We start from the raw sequence: 17,307 nt of genomic DNA, 5'->3' as shown, positions 1-17,307 counted from the left end.
AAATGAAATGGTCAGAAATCACAATTCATACAACAAATGAAGCGATTGAACCTATTTCAAATATTTTGCATGAAGCAGGTGCTAGTGGGGTAGTTATTGAAGATCCCTTTGAATTAATTAAAGAAAGAGAAGACCAATTCGGCGAAATCTACCAACTAAATCCTGATGATTATCCAGAAGAAGGCGTTCTAGTTAAAGCGTATTTACCAATCAATAGTTTTCTTGGTGAAACAGTAGAGGCGATTAAAGAAAATATCAATAATTTAGTACTGTTTAATATTGATATTGGATTAAATAAAGTTTCCATTATGGAAGTAAATGAAGAAGAATGGGCAACAGCTTGGAAGAAATACTATCATCCTGTTAAAATATCCGAGAAATTTACGATTGTGCCTACTTGGGAGGATTATACACCGGTCCATACGGATGAATTAATCATCGAATTGGATCCAGGGATGGCTTTCGGAACAGGAACGCATCCGACAACTGTATTATGTATCCAAGCTTTGGAAAGAATAGTAAAAAAAGGCGATATGGTTATCGATGTTGGTACAGGTTCTGGTGTACTAAGTATTGCAGCAGCCATGCTGGGAGCTAAATCTGTGCTTGCTTTAGACTTGGATGAAGTGGCTGTCCGTTCTGCTAAATTAAATATTAAATTGAACAAGGTTCATGAGAAAACATCTGTCCGTCAAAATAATCTTTTAAATGGTATAGAGGAGCAGGCAGAGGTAATTGTCGCAAATATTTTGGCAGAGGTAATTGTTCGTTTTACAGATGATGTTTATCGTTTACTTCAAAAAGATGGATACTTTATTGCTTCTGGCATCATTCTTCAGAAAAAAGAAGAAGTAAAGGATGCTATTATCGCATCAGGCCTAGAAATAATAGAAACAGTACAAATGGAAGATTGGGTAAGCATTACGGCTCAGAAAAAGAGTTAATGGAAGAAAATCTTTCATAGCAACAAGCTATAAGAGTAAGCGTATATTCTAAAGGAAAAAGGAAGTTTCGTCTTACGATTCTTCCTTCTCTATTGCTTAAAGGAAAGTAGGTATTCGATTGCAGCGTTATTTTGCTAAAAACGAAGAGGATACATTTTTTATTCAAGAGGATGATTATCATCATATTGTACGTGTGATGCGAATGGATATTGACGATGAAATATATTGTGTCAACAGTCTTCAGCAGGCAGCACGGTGCAGAATAGAAAAAATTTCCGAAAACGAAGTCATTGCAAAAGTGGTACAATGGTTAGAAGGAGAAATAGAATTACCTGTTTCTGTTTCTATTGTGAGCGGACTGCCAAAAGGGGATAAGCTGGAATGGATTATCCAAAAAGGAACAGAATTAGGTGCTTTTAAGTTTATCCCTTTTATCGCAGCTCGCTCTGTCGTTAAATGGGATGAGAAAAAGGGTGGAAAAAAATTAGTTCGCTGGAATAAAATTGCAAAAGAAGCAGCAGAACAATCCCATCGAACCATGATACCAGAAGTAAGTTCTCCAATTAGTATAAAAGAGTTGATAAAACTTTCAGAAGGTTATAATGTAAAATTAATAGCCTATGAAGAAGAGGCAAGAGAAGGCGAATCGTCCGTGTTAACGAAAAGCTTGCAATCGATGACAAAAGGACAATCTATCCTTGCTGTATTCGGCCCAGAAGGTGGCCTGACTGAATCTGAAGTAGCATTATTAAAAGAGCATGGTTTTATGACATGCGGACTTGGTCCAAGAATATTAAGAACAGAGACTGCCCCATTATACCTATTGTCTACTGTATCTTATCATTTTGAATTGATGGAGTGATAAAAATGCCAACAGTTGCTTTTCACACTTTAGGATGTAAAGTAAACCATTATGAAACAGAAGCGATCTGGCAGTTGTTTAAACAACAAGGCTATGAACGTGTAGAATATGAAAATATATCTGATGTATATGTTATTAATACATGTACCGTTACAAATACAGGGGATAAAAAGAGCCGCCAAGTAATTCGTCGTGCAGTTCGTAAAAATCCTGATGCAGTTATTTGTGTTACAGGGTGTTATGCCCAAACTTCTCCAGCAGAAATAATGGCTATTCCTGGAGTTGATATTGTAGTTGGTACACAGGATCGCGTGAAAATGCTAGAGTATATTACGCAGTATAAAGAAGAAAGACAACCAATAAATGCTGTTGGAAACATCATGAAAAATCGTGTGTACGAAGAAATGGATGTACCTGCTTTTACGGATAGAACAAGAGCTTCCTTAAAAATCCAAGAAGGATGCAATAATTTTTGTACATTCTGTATTATTCCATGGGCACGGGGATTGATGCGCTCAAGAGACCCGCAAGAGGTTATTAAGCAAGCGCAGCAATTAGTGAATGCTGGCTATAAAGAAATTGTATTAACAGGAATTCATACAGGTGGATATGGCTCAGATATGAAGGATTATAACTTAGCTAATTTACTGCGTGATTTAGAATCCCAGGTGAAGGGACTAAAACGCCTTCGTATTTCTTCTATCGAAGCAAGCCAAATAACAGATGAAGTGATTGAAGTCTTAGATAAATCAAAAATAATAGTAAATCATCTTCACATCCCGATTCAATCTGGATCAGATACTGTTTTAAAAAGAATGAGAAGAAAATATACGATGGAATTCTTTGCTGAAAGAATTACAAGATTAAAAGAAGCCTTGCCAGGGTTGGCCATTACCTCTGATGTAATAGTTGGTTTCCCAGGAGAGACAGAAGAAGAGTTTATGGAAACTTATAATTTTATTAAAGAGCATAAATTCTCTGAATTGCATGTGTTTCCATATTCAAAACGAACAGGAACTCCTGCTGCGCGAATGGATAATCAAATTGAGGAAGATGTAAAGAACGAACGAGTCCATCGTTTAATTTCGCTTTCTGATCAATTAGCAAAGGAATATGCGTCTAACTATGAAGGCGAGGTAGTGGAAGTTATTCCAGAGGAAGTCTACAAAGAAGATGGCAATGGAAAGCTTTATGTTGGATATACAGACAACTATTTAAAAGTAGTTTTCCCAGCAACAGAAGAAATGGTTGGGAAAATTGTGAAAGTCAAAATAACGAAAGCTGGCTACCCTGTAAATGAAGGACAATTTGTCCGGGTTTTAGAGGAAGTAGAAGATCAAGCTGCGATTGTTTCTTAAGTTAAGCTAGCTACAACTGTTCCTTTTTGTTTTATAAAATTAATTTTAATAACATTAAATGTGGAAGCTCTTTGTTTGTTCAAAGAGCTTGGCATATATCTTTAATTAGTACATATACCAAAGGAGAATCTTAATGAACATTGCAAAAATGATTGATCACACTTTATTAAAAGCTGATGCAACGAAAGAACAAATTGTGACTCTTTGTGAAGAAGCTAAGCAATACAAATTTGCTTCTGTCTGCGTAAATCCAACATGGGTTAAAGCTGCAAGTGAATTGCTTAATGGTACAGAAGTAAAGGTATGTACAGTGATCGGTTTCCCTTTAGGAGCATCTACTTCAGCAACAAAAGCATTTGAAACAGAAGATGCCATTAAAAATGGGGCAACAGAAGTAGATATGGTTATTAATATTGGCGCTTTAAAGGATAAAAATTTTGATTTAGTCAAAGAAGATATTAAAGCGGTTGTGGATGCGGCAAAAGGTAAAGCCTTATCGAAAGTGATTATTGAAACTAGTCTCCTAACAAATGAGGAAAAAGAAATTGCTTGTAAATTAGCAGTAGAAGCAGGAGCTGACTTTGTAAAAACATCAACAGGATTTTCAACAGGCGGAGCAACAGTTGAGGACATAACATTAATGAGAAAAACAGTTGGACCAGATATAGGTGTGAAAGCTTCTGGAGGTGTACGCAGCAGTGAAGACACGGAGAAAATGATTGCTGCTGGGGCTACTAGAATCGGAGCAAGCTCTGGAGTTGCAATTGTGAATGGTTTGACAAGCAATAGTGATTATTAATATATCCTTTTAAAAAATCCTTAGAAAACAATTATTTGTTTTCTAAGGATTTTTTTGTCAATCTATCGCTGCTGTGTCATTAATAACTTTCCATATAAATTTTTCGATAATTAGTTGGGGTAGTGTTCATGATTTTTTCGAAGTTTCGATTAAAGCTGCGAATGTTTCGATAGCCAACCATATCGGCAATTTCGGTAATTTTACTATCCGTTGTTTTTAATAATTGAGAGGCCAAGGTTACACGATGCCCATTCACAAAATCAACAAATGGTATATGCAGTATTTTCGTGAAAAATCTTGATAGGTAGGAATAATCGTATCCAAATTTTTGTGATAAATCCTTTAAGGAAAGCTCCTCGGTAAAATGATTTTGGATATAGTTCAGTAAATCATGTAATAAATAATCATCTCTCCTTGTTTCCTCTTTGAAAGATGTTTGATTTAGCAATTCCGCACAAATTAAGTACAGAACCCCTTTTTTGGCAAACATCGAACTATTATTGTTGGAGAATATCTCCTTTATCATCTCTCTTGTGGCAGCCTGTAACTGAAATATTGGATGAATTAAATCTTTGTTTTTACTAAGCTGATAAAATTGATTAACCAATTCTGGAGAAAAAACATAAATCCAGGCGTGGTTTTTCTGATTGCTTTGTAAACTATGTATTTGATTCGAAAGAATGAGAGCGTTTTCTCCTTCGTGGAGAGTATAAGATTTATCTTGTATGGTAAGCTCCAGTGTGCCTTTATCAACCATCACCAGCTCCAAGCTGCGGTGAAAATGAGGCAGGTTGGTAGGATTGAATGCTGATATACGATCAAAATCTCCATTTTGTCCAAAATAATTTGATTGATAGTATAACATTCAATGTACTCCTTTCAAGTCAAATTTTGTCCATAATTATACAATTTAAGTACTAGTTACGTCAAACCTTCGTGACTAAAATTAATCTGTGATAAGAAAAGGTTTTCTCATTTCTTATCGCATAACATTATAAAATGGTAACGTTCCCATTTATTGCGTTTATTCATGGCTAAAAAGGAGGATTATGATTAAGTCATTTGCTGCCTGTTTGTAATAATTGGAGAACAGCGCCGAGGATGGGAGAGAAAGTAAAAATGATTATAAATTTTGTATACACACCTTTACATGTTTTAAGAGATATTATTGATTTTACTTAGTGAAAAAATTTTACCAAGCCTATTAAAGGCGATTACCCATAGTTAAGGAGAAGGAAAAATCTCCTCTTCGGAAAATTTATTTATAAGTATATTTAGCTATCTTTTGAAATATTATTTTGGAAGTAAACAAATTAAAAAAAGAAAGCGTGTAGATTCCTATTGAATAATTACCAATGGATTTGGAGTTACGTAAAGAAGAATAAGAAAAAAGTAATTGTTGCATCCTTGATTTTAATAGCAAATTCTTTCTTTGTAGTGATTATTCCTATTTTAAGCGGAAGATTAATTGATGAAGTCATTGAGAATAATCAAGTCCAACTCTTAGTACCTATTTTACTAGCAATGATAGGAGCGACACTGATCAGAACTGTTACTCGTTACATCTATCAAATGTTATATGAATATGTTGGTCAAGACGCACAGTTTGATATTAGGCAAGATATGTATAAAAAGCTTCAAGAGCTTGATTTTGACTTTTTTAATCATAATAGAGTAGGTGATATTATGGCGAGAATGACTGGTGATATGGACGCTATACGCCATTTTGTTTCATGGGTCTGCTATAATATTGCTGAATGTGTTATCTGGTTTGTCGTTGCCATTATCGTAATGATGAACATCGACTGGAAATTAACGTTAGCATTACTTGCTGTTACACCGTTTATCTTTATTTTTACACAAAAAATGTCCAAAGCAGCTCATCCAGTGTTTCTAGAAATCCGTGAAAGTTTTTCCAGACTAAATTCCATGGTGGAAGAAAATATTAGCGGCAACCGAGTAGTTAAGGCATTTTCTCGGGAAGAGTATGAAATCGAAAAATTTAATCATTTTAATGATGACTATCGAAAACGTAATCTTGATTCTGCTAATGTTTCTAAAAAGTATTTGCCATGGCTGGACGGATTTGCCGGAGTATTAGCTGTCATTACTTTATTATTAGGTGGCTTATTTGTTATACAGGGGAATATGTCCATAGGTGACTTGGTTGCATTTAACGGATTTATGTGGCTTTTAAATATGCCAATGCGCATGAGTGGATGGTTGATAAATGATGTACAGCGATTTAATGCATCTTGTGTAAAAATTAGAAATTTATTAATAACGGAACCACAAATTATGGTAGAAGACAAAAAGAAAGGCAAGCAAATTGCTGGATATGTAACATTTAAAGATGTCTCTTTTGCGTTTTCCGACGACCCTGAAACCCCTATCTTAAAAAATGTTTCCTTTACCGTCCGACCGGGGCAAACTGTTGGGATTTTAGGGGAAACCGGATCTGGTAAATCAACGCTTGTTAATTTAATTGCAAGATTCTATGATCCAACAGAAGGAGAAGTATTAATTGATCAAATAAATGCAAAAGAATGGCCAGTGAGGAAGCTTCGTGATCAAATTTCGATGGTTATGCAAGACATTTTTTTATTTTCAAATACAATTGAAGAAAATATTTCCTTTGGAAAACCATATTTAAACATGGAGCAAATACAGCGTGTGGCTGCGATTGCCGATGCCCATAACTTTATCGTTAAAATGCCGGAAGGGTACGATACAATCGTAGGCGAGCGCGGGGTGGGATTATCTGGTGGTCAAAAGCAAAGAATCTCCTTAGCAAGAGCGTTAGCGAAGGATCCATCTATCTTGATATTAGATGATACAACATCTGCTGTAGATATGGAAACAGAAAGTAAAATCCAAAAGGAATTAAATCAATTGACACAAGATAAAACAACCTTCATTATTGCACACCGTATTTCATCTGTAAGGGATGCGGACTTTATTTTAGTTCTTGACAAAGGGGAAGTGAAAGAACAAGGGACACATACAGAGCTTGTGGCGAAAAAAGGGATGTATTACGATGTGTATAGAAGACAATTAGGATTAGTAGAGCAGGAAGAAGGAGGAGCAGCCATTGGCCCGTAATAAGTTTAATGTCGACGAAGAATTAGAGACCGAATTTAACTGGAGTCACTATAAACGAATTGGTGCTTATATTAAACCTTATAAGAAGGCATTGTTTATTACATTGCTAATCATCTTAACAGCCAACGTGGCAGGAATGCTCGGTCCGTTTTTTACAAAAATAGCAATTGATGAAATTATCCCAGATAAAAATATTCCATTATTAATCGGGATTAGTATTTTATTTGTTCTTTCTCTATTTGTAATTGGTATATGTATGCGGTATCGCATTCAATGGATTACGCAGATTGGTCAAAATATTCTAAAGGATATGCGTTTAGATATTTTTCAGCACTTACAGAAGCTGCCCTTTTCCTATTTTGATAATCGCCCTCATGGGAAAATCTTAATCAGAGTCGTTAATTATATTAATACATTAAGTGATCTATTAAGTAATGGGCTGATAAACCTGATCTCTGATATCATCAGTGTCATTATAACGTTAATGTTTATGTTTGCCATCGACGCAAAACTAACATTATATAGTTTAGCACTGCTGCCGATTTTAGGAGTCTTAGTATGGGTAATCAAAAATATGCAGAGAAAAGCGTATCAAGTGTTAAGCAATAAACAGTCCAATATGAATGCCTATATTCATGAAAGTATTGCCGGCATAAAAATTACGCAATCCTTTGCAAGGGAAGAAGAGAATTTTGAAATTTTTGATGAAGTAAGCAATGAAACGCGAACATCCTGGCTTAAGGCAGTTTCAATCCAGTTTCTTCTATGGCCAGGTGTTCAAAATATCTCTGTTTTAACAACAAGCTTAATTTACTTCGTAGGAATACGGCAAATTGGGGTAGATGTTAGTACAGGTACACTTGTAGCGTTTATTGGCTATGTCAATAATTTCTGGAACCCAGTTATTAATATGGGGAACTTCTATAATGCGCTTATCACTGCTTCTGCTTATTTGGAACGTATTTTTGAAACTCTGGATGTTGAACCAGATATTAAGGATCAGCCAAAAGCAATCCCAATGCCAGCGATTAAAGGGAATGTCACCTTTGAACGAGTTACCTTCCGTTATGAAGAAGGGAAAAACATACTTAGTGATGTCAGTTTTCATATAAATGCAGGTCAGAGTATCGCATTAGTCGGCCCCACAGGTGCAGGTAAATCTACTATTATAAATTTGTTAAGTAGGTTTTATGATGTAAATGAAGGCAGTGTCAAAATTGATGGGGTTGATGTAAGAGATGTAACATTAAAATCTTTACGGTCGCAAATGGGTGTGATGCTTCAAGATACCTTTGTATTTTCTGGAACCGTTCTAGATAATATTCGCTATGGAAAGCTAGATGCAACAGAAGAAGAAGTGATTACCGCAGCTAAAATTGTTAGAGCACATGACTTTATAAAAGATTTAAAGGATGGATACCATACTGTGGTAGAAGAAAGAGGTAGTACTTTATCAGCGGGGCAAAGACAGTTAATATCTTTCGCAAGAGCTCTCTTAGCAAATCCCAAAATATTGATATTAGATGAAGCAACCAGCAGCATTGATACAAAGACGGAAGAACTTCTCCAAGAAGGAATTACTGAATTGTTAAAAGGAAGGACATCCTTCATTATTGCCCACCGTCTATCAACAATTAAAAATAGTAGTCAAATATTTTATGTGGATGGTGGGAGAGTTGCAGAAAAAGGCACCCATGATGAGTTAATGGCACAAAAAGGATTATATTATCATTTATATCAATCACAATATGATTTATTGAAGGTTATGTAAAAAAGGAGGGAGGGACAAAGCAAAATAAATAATGGATAAAGACGAACAATCTCTAATTTAGTGGTGAATCCAATTTGTTCCATTGCGTTACAGACACTCCCTTTCCGCGGGGAGCAACCTAAGCCTCCTCGGCAAGCCTGTGGGGTCTTAGGCTTTGCTCTATTTCCCGCAGGAGTTGAGTGTCTTCCACTCCATTTCACTCCGTTTTTAAAGAGTATTTCGTTCCAACATTTTTTTCAAAAGAAACTAAATGGAGCAGCCTGAATACACGGAGACTCCTATGGGAGCTGCGAGAAAGTCCAAGACCCCGCAGGAACGAGGAGGTTTGGCGCTCGCCCCATGGAAAGCGAAGTGTATTCAGGCTGCGGGTGATTACCACATACCTTCTTTCTTAAAATAATAAAAAACACAAACAATTATACGAATTTTTTTTAATGTGTACGTATAATTGTTCGGGGTTAGATTTAGTTGAAATACTTATGTCCCACTCTCTTTTTAGCATTTCACTATAATCCATCAGCTGTGTAATCGCATAATCAATTTGCCAAAGCGCTCGGCAAAGGGTAGAACTAGGAGCGAGGACAGAACATTAAATAATAGGCTTGCATGAGCTAATTGAACATCCATTTCTGCTGTCATATTTTTGACAATAGCAGCTAAATCATTGATAAATGGATAAAACAAAATGACCCCTCCAATATTTAACCAAATATGGGCATAAGCACAGAGTTTTGCACTTTTTTCTGTGCCTATTGAGGCTAAAAAAGAAGTTATACAGGAACCAATATTAGACCCCAACATAATGGCTATAGCAATTTCAATTGGAAGCAATCCTGCTGATAAAAAGCCCATTATAATCCCAATTGTCGCTGTACTTGATTGGATTAGGGCAGTTATAATAATGCCAACTATAAGGGCGATGAAAGGACGGTCTGCTAATGAAAGGAAAAAGGAATTTAATGCAGGATGATGTTCCATCATTCCAGCGAAATATTTAAAGCCTCGCATGGTTGTAAAGACAATGGAAATACCGAATAAAATGAAGCCGATACTTCTTAATTGATATTTGTTAATGATAATCAAGAGCACACCTAGGATGGCAAGTGGCAGCAGATAATTATTCATGTTAAAAGTAATAAATTCAGTTGTGAATGTGGTGCCGATATTTGTTCCTAAAATAATCCCGATAGATTGAGGAAAGGTTAAGACTCGTGCTGAAATTAGTCCAATCGTTAAAACCATAACGGCAGCGCTGCTTTGAAGAAGTGCTGTAATAATAATAGAAACAAGTAACCCCTTCCATGGCTTATCTGTCAATTTTTCGAGCGAGTTTTTTAGTGATTGAGAAGATAAATTAAATAAACCTGTCCGTAAAAGGGTCATCCCATAAATAAATAAAAGAATAAGTATAATAAAAAGTATAAGATAAATCATTCTAGACTTCCTCCTTATCAGAACTATATGAAATAAAGAAGGCGGACATGTCATTTTTAACTAATTAATAAGGACAAACCTGGCACTTATACTAGAGGACAGAGTGTTTAAAAAAATGGATAGAGGGAAAAATACAAAAAGAGAAGGGATTGGAGGGAGAAAAAGGCTAATTCCTTATATAAAACACCTTTTTTTTACGTTTTTTTAAAACAATTTGTCTAACTAGGTCAAATACAGTTGACCTTGTAACTTTGATATATTATAATGTCAAGGTACATGGAAACCATGTTGATGTTAGTGTGTTGTGTTCGGAGGGAGGGAAAGAGAATGTCTAAAACCGTCGTTCGTAAAAACGAATCGCTTGAAGATGCTCTTCGTCGCTTCAAACGTTCAGTATCAAAAACTGGTACTTTGCAGGAAGCTAGAAAGCGCGAATTCTACGAGAAACCAAGTGTGAAACGTAAGAAAAAATCAGAAGCAGCAAGAAAACGTAAGTTCTAAGAGAGGGTGTAGCAAAATTGAGTCTTCTCGAACGCTTAAATAATGATATGAAGCAAGCGATGAAAAACAAAGAAAAAGATAAACTAGTTGTAATTCGAATGATTAAGGCTGCCATTCAGAATGAAAGTATTAAGCTTGGTAGAGATCTTTCTGAAGAAGACGAGTTATCTGTCCTTTCTCGCGAAGTAAAACAACGCAAAGACTCCCTCCATGAGTTTGAGAAAGCAGGTCGTGAAGATCTTGTTGACAAAATACGTGCGGAGTTAAAACATGTTGAAATATATATGCCAGAACAACTTTCAGAAGAGGAGTTAGCAGAGATTGTGAAACAAGCAATCGTTGATACTGGAGCTTCTTCAAAGAAAGAAATGGGAAAAGTGATGGCTGCTTTAATGCCTAAAGTTAAAGGAAAAGCAGACGGTTCACTAGTAAATAAACTTGTACAACAACACCTTTCATAAATAAGTTTATGTTTTAAAGGCTGCGGATTATATCTGCAGCCTTTTTACATAGTTAATAGATTTTTTGTTTTATCTATTTCTAATATAACATATAATAAAAATAGATGATTTTATTAAAAAAGTAACTCTGTTGCTTTCCTTCGGTAGGGCCATATCTTATCCTTTGTTTTTCTCGATTTAACGATAAAAATCATTAACTAAATAAAATTTTTAAAAAATGAAACTTTTTATTTAGTTAAACGTATACATAGCCATAACATTTTTCTATTACCATTTAGGAAAGGAGGGAGAATTTGAGAAGACAAAAGAAAATATGGATGATTCCTCTTCTTTTTATTTTTTTTCTATCCTTCATTCCTAGTATCATTTACGCTAATAATGAAGAAAAAGTATATGTAGTGCCAATAAAGGATACGGTTGAAAAAGGGTTAAGTCAGTTTATAGATCGGGCAATTACCGAAGCAGAAGAAAATCAGGCTAGTGCGATAGTCTTTGATATGCATACACCTGGCGGAGATGTGTCGGCTGCTATTGAAATAGGAAAGAGAATTGCAGAAACCGACATAAAAACGGTTACTTTTATTAACCAAGATGCCATTTCCGCTGGTTCCTATATTGCATTAAATACCGATGAGATCTACATGGTGGAGGGAGGAAGAATAGGATCCTCTGGCGTGATAGACGGACAAGGGAATGCAGCAGAGGAAAAAGCTCAATCTTACTGGATCTCTGCCATGAAAGGGGCAGCAGAAAAAACAGGGAGAGATCCACTTTATGCAATGGCGATGGCAGATAAATCTATTTCTATTCCAGGTATGAAGGAAGCTGGCAAGTTTTTAACTTTAACTTCATCTGAAGCAAAAGAGATAAATTATTCCAATGGTACAGTAAATAGTTTAGATGATGTGCTAAATCATTTAGGGTTACAGAATGCAAAGATAGAAAAAGTTGATGAAAGCTTTGCAGAGAAAATGGCAAGGTTTGTAACAAATCCTATTATCATTCCTATTTTATTATCAATTGGGAGTCTCGGGTTAATCATCGAATTATATTCACCTGGATTTGGACTGCCGGGAATAGCGGGAATATCTGCTTTATTGCTCTTTTTCTATGGTCATTTAGTTGCAGGACTTGCAGGATACGAAAGTCTCATTCTCTTTGTGATTGGAATCCTTTTAATTATACTGGAATTCTTTGTCGTCGGTGGAATAGCTGGAGCAATAGGGATTGTTGCTGTCATTGCAAGCATGTTTCTTGCAAGTGGAGATATTGCGGTCATAGGGATAAGCCTTGCAATCGCAATAGGAGTTTCGATTATAGCATCTATCTTATTAGTAAAGGTGTTTGGTAGAAAAATGAAATTCTTTAAAAAAATCATATTAACAGACTCAACCAATACAGAAAGTGGGTATGTTTCTAATCAGAACCGCAATGATTTGGTGGAGAAAACAGGCGTTACCTTAACTGCCTTACGTCCTGCCGGAGTCATACTTATTGAGGATGAAAGAATCGATGTCGTGAGTGATGGTAGTTTTATTGATAAAGGTAAGAAAGTAAAAGTAGTAAAAGCAGAAGGTTCAAGAATTGTTGTAAGGGAAATACTAACGATAGATATACAAAAGGAGGATGAGTAATGCTAGTAGGCGGATTTGAAATATTTTGGATTATTGTTGTAGTATTGGCAATTATTTTATTAGGGGTGCTATTAACGTTTGTGCCAGTAATGCTCTGGATTTCTGCTTTAGCTGCCGGAGTGAGAATTAGCATTTTTACATTAGTAGGGATGCGTTTAAGAAGGGTTATACCAAGTCGCGTTGTAAATCCGTTGATTAAAGCCCATAAAGCGGGATTAAATGTAACAATCAACCAATTAGAAAGTCATTATCTTGCCGGTGGTAATGTTGATAGGGTCGTAAATGCTTTGATTGCTGCCCATCGTGCTAATATTGAGCTAACATTTGAAAGATGTGCTGCAATTGATTTAGCAGGGCGTGATGTATTAGAAGCCGTACAAATGAGTGTTAATCCAAAGGTAATTGAAACACCTTTTATCGCTGGTGTTGCAATGGACGGTATTGAAGTAAAAGCGAAAGCAAGAATTACTGTTCGTGCTAATATTGAAAGACTAGTAGGTGGAGCTGGTGAAGAAACGATTGTAGCCAGAGTTGGGGAAGGTATTGTTTCGACAATTGGTTCTTCTGATAATCATAAAAAAGTATTAGAAAATCCAGATATGATTTCTCAAACCGTTTTATCTAAAGGGTTGGATGCTGGTACAGCTTTTGAAATTCTATCGATTGATATTGCAGATGTAGATATCGGTAAAAACATTGGCGCTGAATTACAAACAGAGCAAGCAGAAGCAGATAAGAAAATTGCTCAAGCAAAAGCAGAAGAGCGTAGAGCGATGGCTGTTGCCCAAGAACAAGAGATGAAAGCAAAAGTTCAAGAAATGCGTGCGAAAGTTGTCGAAGCAGAAGCGGAAGTTCCTATGGCTATGTCTGATGCGTTGCGTTCAGGGAATATGGGAGTAATGGACTATATGAATTTACAAAATATCACGGCTGATACAGAAATGAGAGGCTCTATCGGTAAATTAACAGATGACCAGAAAAATAAAGATGATGAGTAAACTTTAAGAAAGGGAGGGAAAAGATTTGGAAATCCTTCCAATTATAATTGCGGTTGTAGTTTTTCTCTTCTCTTCTGTTTTTGATAATAGTAAAAAAAAGCAGGTGCCCAAACCAAAGAGACCACAGGTGCCAAAACAAGTAAATGCAGAAGTGGAGAGAGAACGACAAGTCATGACTGCCCCTGTAAGGCCCAAAAAAGTGGTTCAGGAGGAAAAGCCGCTTTCTGAGCTGGAAAGGCTGCAAAGGGAAAATGCAAGTTTACAAAAGAAGATTAAAATGATGGAAAAACAACGAAATAGAGTCGTTTCAGGACCAACTTTAAATAAGAACCAATTTCCTAAAGAGTCTGAAGGCTTATTTACAAAGGATAATATTGTTCAGGCAGTAGTATTTTCGGAAGTATTAGCATCGCCTCGTTCAAGAAATCCACATCGAGCTTCAATGCAACACAGAGTAACAAATAGAAAATAAAAACAATAGAGAGTTATTATCGAGTGTTATTTCTCTTTGGAGAATTGACTTGCTAGATAATAGCTCTTTTTTGTATAAAAGGATAATTTGAAGAAAATGTCCGCGAATGCGCGATGTAAAAGTTTTTCTTAGCATAATGTAGGACTCCGTGAATATGATGATAGTAAGTGTAAGAAAGCGTACTGTCTATCCAGAGAATCTCATAAAAGAGAGGAAAGGGGGTTCTTTTTTTATGGCTAAAAAATGGGGACACAACTTGCGGAACTGGATGATAAAAAATTTAGAACTTCCTCAAGATGTCATGATGGACTTACCTAGAATCACAATGATCGGACAAATACATATTTATGTAGAGAACCACCGAGGGTTAATAACCTTTTCAGATAAAGAATTGCGATTGCTTTTAAAACAAGGGCAGCTGTTGATTAAAGGAAAAGGGTTTGTTATAAAGACAATTTTACCAGAAGAAATATTATTAGAAGGGAAAATAGATCAAGTTTTATACATAAATGAATGATTTGGGAGGAAATTATGAAAAATCATTGGATAGAATATTTAACAGGGATTATTACAGTGAAAGCAACAGGCAAAGGTTTAGAAAGGTTTTTAAATAAGTTATTAAAAAATGGTATGTCTGTTTGGAACGTAAAGAAGCACGGACCGCAAGCTGTAACCTTTCAGATTAGTCTAAAGAATATCCATTCTCTTCGTCATTTAGTTAGAGGGAGCGGTATAAAAATAGAGTTTCAGCGCCGAGCTGGAGCTCCGTTTCTATATAAAAGAATGTGGAAAAACAGCGGTTTTGTGCTCGGGTTATTCCTTTTTTTAGGACTAGTTCTTACTTTATCCAATATGGTCTGGGGAATAGAAATCAAGGGAGCGAATCCGGCGACTGAATATCAAATTCGTAAGCAGCTGGATAAGATGGACATAAAAATTGGTAAATCACAGTTTTTTGCAAAGGAATTAGATGAAATCCAAGCGGAATTAACGAATAATATTGATGCAATTACATGGATTGGTGTGGAGTTAAAAGGGACAACTTATCATTTTCAGGTGGTTGAAAAAAACGAGCCGAAGAAAAAGAAAGAAGCTGGTCCGCAAAATTTAATAGCGACGAAGAAAGCGACAATTGTAACAGATTTTGTGGAATCTGGTACAAAACGATATGCCATCAATGAGGTTGTGAGAAAAGGACAATTGTTAGTTGCAGGCAAAATAGGGAATGAAGATCATGCGAAAAGCGTATCTGCTAAAGGGAAAGTATGGGGAGAAGTGTGGTATACGACAGAAGTGACTGTTCCTTTGAAAACTACTTTCCAAGTATTTAATGGAGCGGAAAAGCAAAAAATTTATATGAAGCTTGGTAAGTGGAGTATTCCTGTATGGGGGTTTGGCAAAATAGAGTATAAGGAATATGAGGAAGAGGAGAATGAGTCAAACGTTAAGTTTTTTAAATGGGAATTACCAATTAAGATTGTAAATAAAACATATCGGGAAAAAGAGATTGTAACAAGAGGATATAGTGAGAAGGAAGCTATCGAGAAAGGGAAGGAGGATGCTAGAAAGGATATTATGAAACGAATTGGTGAAGATGGGAAAATTAAGGAGGAAAAAATTTTACAACAAGATATAAAGAATGGTAAAGTTAAATTAAATATAGCTTTTACAACAATAGAAAACATTGCGAAAGCACAACCTCTAACTCAAGGAGATACAGAATGACAGAAGATTTAAAAACGATGAATGTAAAGTTGAAAGATCCAAACGAAGCAATTGCTTTACTTGGTAATGGAGATAGCAATCTGCAAGTGCTTGAAAAAGAATTAGATTGTAACATCGTAACGAGAGGAGAAACGCTGCTTGTTTCTTCTGAGAATCCTGATTCAATAGAGCTCGTTGGGGATATTGTTGATAAACTTTTACAAGTAATCCGAAAGGGTGTTTCCATCAGTCAACGAGATGTGGTGTATGCGATCTCTTTGGCAAAGAAAGGAACGCTTGAATATTTTGGGTCACTATACGATGAAGAAATAGCGAAAACGATTAAAGGAAAATCAATTAGAGTAAAAACGATCGGCCAAAGCGAGTATATACGCACGATTAGAAGAAATGATCTAGTTTTTGGGATTGGTCCCGCAGGAACAGGTAAGACGTATTTAGCCGTTGTGATGGCGGTAAATGCTTTAAAGAGCGGGAAAGTAAATAGAATTATTTTAACAAGACCTGCAGTGGAAGCGGGGGAAAGTTTAGGTTTTTTGCCAGGAGATTTAAAAGAAAAAGTAGATCCTTATTTACGACCGTTATATGATGCATTGCATGATGTGCTTGGTATGGAGCATACTGCTCGTTTGATTGAAAGGAATACAATTGAAGTAGCTCCACTTGCCTATATGCGCGGGAGAACATTGGATGATGCTTTTGTTATATTAGATGAAGCACAGAATACAACCCATGCACAAATGAAAATGTTTTTAACAAGACTTGGTTTTGGATCCAAAATGGTAATTACAGGTGATAAAACACAAATAGATCTGCCAAAGGGCGTTAAATCAGGTTTAGTAGTTGCAGAACAAATTCTGCAAAATGTAAATGGGATTGGTTTTGTTCATTTAGAAGAAAGCGATGTAGTGAGACATCCATTAGTCGGAAAAATTATTCATGCATATGGAAAGCAAGTTATGTAAAAGAAAAGAAGGACAATATCGTAAGTTTATTCAAACTTACGATATTGTCCTTCTTTCTATATTGGATACATTCAAGATACATGAAATATTCGAAAAAGGATGAAAACGATCGAAAAAACTGTTATCATTTTACATATCATCAGATTTTTTTCTTTTTAATTAATAGTGGTTTTACTTATCTATTGAGGAAAGTAATAAGTGTTTGAATCAGCTTTTAGAAGGAGAATTTACATCTAGATAGGTTAAGGATTAAAAAATAGGTTTAAGATGATAGAATAAGCAAG

General features: G+C 35.7%; 16 protein-coding genes. 14 read left to right on the top strand and 2 right to left on the bottom strand.

Annotated elements, in window-relative coordinates:
• Positions 1-2: 2 nt before the first annotated feature.
• The 4 genes from prmA (at position 3) to deoC (ending at position 3,963) form a co-directional block, all read left to right on the top strand.
• Positions 3-944, top strand: a complete 942-nt coding sequence (prmA, locus tag NiCM35_RS18775; RefSeq protein WP_095334247.1) for a 50S ribosomal protein L11 methyltransferase — start codon at positions 3-5, stop codon at positions 942-944.
• A 118-nt stretch (positions 945-1,062) separates the two neighbouring features.
• Entirely contained in the window at positions 1,063-1,806 is a 744-nt protein-coding gene (locus NiCM35_RS18770; RefSeq protein ID WP_095334245.1) for a 16S rRNA (uracil(1498)-N(3))-methyltransferase, read from the top strand.
• Positions 1,807-1,811: 5 nt separating this feature from the next.
• A complete protein-coding gene (mtaB, locus tag NiCM35_RS18765) occupies positions 1,812-3,164 on the top strand; it encodes a tRNA (N(6)-L-threonylcarbamoyladenosine(37)-C(2))-methylthiotransferase MtaB (protein WP_095334243.1) in 1,353 nt (450 codons plus the stop codon).
• A gap of 133 nt (positions 3,165-3,297) precedes the next feature.
• Positions 3,298-3,963 carry a deoxyribose-phosphate aldolase gene (gene deoC, locus NiCM35_RS18760; RefSeq protein WP_217279777.1) on the top strand — a complete coding sequence of 222 codons (666 nt, stop codon included), beginning with the start codon at positions 3,298-3,300 and terminating at the stop codon, positions 3,961-3,963.
• A gap of 79 nt (positions 3,964-4,042) precedes the next feature.
• Here the strand turns inward: deoC and NiCM35_RS18755 are convergent, their stop codons facing one another.
• Positions 4,043-4,828, bottom strand: a complete 786-nt coding sequence (locus NiCM35_RS18755; protein ID WP_095334239.1) for an AraC family transcriptional regulator — start codon at positions 4,826-4,828, stop codon at positions 4,043-4,045.
• A gap of 476 nt (positions 4,829-5,304) precedes the next feature.
• Between NiCM35_RS18755 and NiCM35_RS18750 the strand changes: the two genes are divergently transcribed.
• Positions 5,305-7,065, top strand: a complete 1,761-nt coding sequence (locus tag NiCM35_RS18750) for an ABC transporter ATP-binding protein (RefSeq protein WP_433780508.1) — start codon at positions 5,305-5,307, stop codon at positions 7,063-7,065.
• Positions 7,055-8,836, top strand: coding sequence for an ABC transporter ATP-binding protein (locus NiCM35_RS18745; RefSeq protein WP_095334235.1), 1,782 nt, complete (start codon positions 7,055-7,057; stop codon positions 8,834-8,836). Before NiCM35_RS18750 ends, NiCM35_RS18745 begins: the two co-directional genes overlap by 11 nt.
• 516 nt (positions 8,837-9,352) lie before the next feature.
• Here the strand turns inward: NiCM35_RS18745 and NiCM35_RS18740 are convergent.
• A complete protein-coding gene (locus NiCM35_RS18740) occupies positions 9,353-10,270 on the bottom strand; it encodes a Na/Pi symporter (protein WP_095333822.1) in 918 nt (305 codons plus the stop codon).
• A 327-nt stretch (positions 10,271-10,597) separates the two neighbouring features.
• On the opposite strand from NiCM35_RS18740, the gene rpsU reads away from it, so the two are divergent.
• The 8 genes from rpsU (at position 10,598) to NiCM35_RS18700 (ending at position 17,023) form a co-directional block, all read left to right on the top strand.
• A complete protein-coding gene (rpsU, locus tag NiCM35_RS18735; RefSeq protein WP_003152957.1) occupies positions 10,598-10,771 on the top strand; it encodes a 30S ribosomal protein S21 in 174 nt (57 codons plus the stop codon).
• Positions 10,772-10,788: 17 nt separating this feature from the next.
• A complete protein-coding gene (locus NiCM35_RS18730; protein WP_095333823.1) occupies positions 10,789-11,232 on the top strand; it encodes a GatB/YqeY domain-containing protein in 444 nt (147 codons plus the stop codon).
• Positions 11,233-11,525: 293 nt separating this feature from the next.
• Positions 11,526-12,866 (top strand): NfeD family protein, encoded by a 1,341-nt coding sequence (locus tag NiCM35_RS18725; protein ID WP_095333825.1) that lies wholly within the window; start codon positions 11,526-11,528, stop codon positions 12,864-12,866.
• Entirely contained in the window at positions 12,866-13,864 is a 999-nt protein-coding gene (gene floA, locus NiCM35_RS18720; protein WP_095333826.1) for a flotillin-like protein FloA, read from the top strand. The genes NiCM35_RS18725 and floA overlap by 1 nt, the downstream gene beginning before the upstream one ends.
• A gap of 25 nt (positions 13,865-13,889) precedes the next feature.
• Positions 13,890-14,336, top strand: a complete 447-nt coding sequence (locus NiCM35_RS18715) for a YqfB family membrane protein (protein WP_095333828.1) — start codon at positions 13,890-13,892, stop codon at positions 14,334-14,336.
• 232 nt (positions 14,337-14,568) lie between these two features.
• Positions 14,569-14,853, top strand: coding sequence for a sporulation protein YqfC (gene yqfC, locus NiCM35_RS18710; RefSeq protein WP_016202973.1), 285 nt, complete (start codon positions 14,569-14,571; stop codon positions 14,851-14,853).
• Between the two features lie 14 nt (positions 14,854-14,867).
• On the top strand, positions 14,868-16,061 hold the full coding sequence (yqfD, locus tag NiCM35_RS18705) for a sporulation protein YqfD (RefSeq protein ID WP_095333830.1): 1,194 nt from the start codon (positions 14,868-14,870) through the stop codon (positions 16,059-16,061).
• A complete protein-coding gene (locus NiCM35_RS18700) occupies positions 16,058-17,023 on the top strand; it encodes a PhoH family protein (RefSeq protein ID WP_095333832.1) in 966 nt (321 codons plus the stop codon). Before yqfD ends, NiCM35_RS18700 begins: the two co-directional genes overlap by 4 nt.
• Positions 17,024-17,307 lie beyond the last annotated feature (284 nt).

Origin of the sequence: Niallia sp. M35 (assembly GCF_050971705.1) — a bacterium.
Lineage (GTDB): Bacteria > Bacillota > Bacilli > Bacillales > Cytobacillaceae > Niallia > Niallia circulans_A.
Note: the sequence above shows the minus strand (reverse complement) of the source record. Positions and strands in the feature narration are given on the sequence as shown.